The organism is Streptomyces turgidiscabies Car8 (genome assembly GCF_000331005.1).
Taxonomy (GTDB): domain Bacteria; phylum Actinomycetota; class Actinomycetes; order Streptomycetales; family Streptomycetaceae; genus Streptomyces; species Streptomyces turgidiscabies.
The window spans coordinates 1-2,478 of sequence record NZ_AEJB01000605.1; the positions used below are offsets into that span (position 1 = coordinate 1).

Annotated in this window: 1 rRNA gene; it reads right to left on the reverse strand. The window is 56.7% G+C overall.

What is annotated here, in order from left to right:
• Positions 1-31 precede the first annotated feature (31 nt).
• Positions 32-2,478, reverse strand: a 23S ribosomal RNA gene (locus STRTUCAR8_RS42130); the annotation flags it as partial.

Consider the following 2,478-nt stretch of genomic DNA (forward strand, 5'->3'; position numbering starts at 1 on the left):
TTCAGAACCAACACAGTGGACGCGAGCAACTGAGGACAAGCCCTCGGCCTATTAGTACCAGTCACCTCCACCCGTTACCGGGCTTCCAGATCTGGCCTATCAACCCAGTCGTCTACTGGGAGCCTTACCCCATCTAGTGGGTGGGAACACTCATCTCGAAGCAGGCTTCCCGCTTAGATGCTTTCAGCGGTTATCCCTCCCGAACGTAGCCAACCAGCCATGCCCTTGGCAGGACAACTGGCACACCAGAGGTTCGTCCGTCCCGGTCCTCTCGTACTAGGGACAGCCCTTCTCAATGTTCCTGCGCGCGCAGCGGATAGGGACCGAACTGTCTCACGACGTTCTAAACCCAGCTCGCGTACCGCTTTAATGGGCGAACAGCCCAACCCTTGGGACCGACTCCAGCCCCAGGATGCGACGAGCCGACATCGAGGTGCCAAACCATCCCGTCGATATGGACTCTTGGGGAAGATCAGCCTGTTATCCCCGGGGTACCTTTTATCCGTTGAGCGACGGCGCTTCCACAAGCCACCGCCGGATCACTAGTCCCGACTTTCGTCCCTGCTCGACCCGTCGGTCTCACAGTCAAGCTCCCTTGTGCACTTACACTCAACACCTGATTGCCAACCAGGCTGAGGGAACCTTTGGGCGCCTCCGTTACTCTTTAGGAGGCAACCGCCCCAGTTAAACTACCCATCAGACACTGTCCCTGATCCGGATCACGGACCCAGGTTAGACATCCAGCACGACCAGACTGGTATTTCAACGACGACTCCACAGACACTGGCGTGCCCACTTCACAGTCTCCCAGCTATCCTACACAAGCCGAACCGAACACCAATATCAAACTATAGTAAAGGTCCCGGGGTCTTTCCGTCCTGCTGCGCGAAACGAGCATCTTTACTCGTAGTGCAATTTCACCGGGCCTATGGTTGAGACAGTCGAGAAGTCGTTACGCCATTCGTGCAGGTCGGAACTTACCCGACAAGGAATTTCGCTACCTTAGGATGGTTATAGTTACCACCGCCGTTTACTGGCGCTTAAGTTCTCAGCTTCGCCAAGACGAATCTTGACTAACCGGTCCCCTTAACGTTCCAGCACCGGGCAGGCGTCAGTCCGTATACATCGCCTTACGGCTTCGCACGGACCTGTGTTTTTAGTAAACAGTCGCTTCTCGCTGGTCTCTGCGGCCACCCCCAGCTCGGAGAGTAAATCTCCTCACCAGTGATGGCCCCCCTTCTCCCGAAGTTACGGGGGCATTTTGCCGAGTTCCTTAACCATAGTTCACCCGAACGCCTCGGTATTCTCTACCTGACCACCTGAGTCGGTTTAGGGTACGGGCCGCCATGAAACTCGCTAGAGGCTTTTCTCGACAGCATAGGATCATCCACTTCACCACAATCGGCTCGGCATCGGGTCTCAGACTATGTGAATGGCGGATTTGCCTACCATTCGTCCTACACCCTTACCCCGGGACAACCACCGCCCGGGATGGACTACCTTCCTGCGTCACCCCATCACTCACCTACTGCAGGTCTGGTCCGTCGGCTCCACCACTCCCCCTTGCCCGAAGGCTCCGGGGCGGCTTCACGGACTTAGCATCGCCTGGTTCAATGTTTGACGCTTCACAGCGGGTACCGGAATATCAACCGGTTATCCATCGACTACGCCTGTCGGCCTCGCCTTAGGTCCCGACTTACCCTGGGCAGATCAGCTTGACCCAGGAACCCTTAGTCAATCGGCGCACACGTTTCCCACGTGTGTATCGCTACTCATGCCTGCATTCTCACTCGTGAACCGTCCACCACTAGCTTCCGCTGCAGCTTCACCCGGCACACGACGCTCCCCTACCCATCCACACAGGCGTTGGCCCTATTGTGTGAATGACACGACTTCGGCGGTACGCTTGAGCCCCGCTACATTGTCGGCGCGGAATCACTAGACCAGTGAGCTATTACGCACTCTTTCAAGGGTGGCTGCTTCTAAGCCAACCTCCTGGTTGTCTGTGCGACTCCACATCCTTTCCCACTTAGCGTACGCTTAGGGGCCTTAGTCGATGCTCTGGGCTGTTTCCCTCTCGACCATGGAGCTTATCCCCCACAGTCTCACTGCCGTGCTCTCACTTACCGGCATTCGGAGTTTGGCTAAGGTCAGTAACCCGGTAGGGCCCATCGCCTATCCAGTGCTCTACCTCCGGCAAGAAACACACGACGCTGCACCTAAATGCATTTCGGGGAGAACCAGCTATCACGGAGTTTGATTGGCCTTTCACCCCTAACCACAGGTCATCCCCCAGGTTTTCAACCCTGGTGGGTTCGGTCCTCCACGAAGTCTTACCTCCGCTTCAACCTGCCCATGGCTAGATCACTCCGCTTCGGGTCTTGAGCGCGCTACTGAATCGCCCTATTCGGACTCGCTTTCGCTACGGCTTCCCCACACGGGTTAACCTCGCAACACACCGCAAACTCGCAGGCTCAT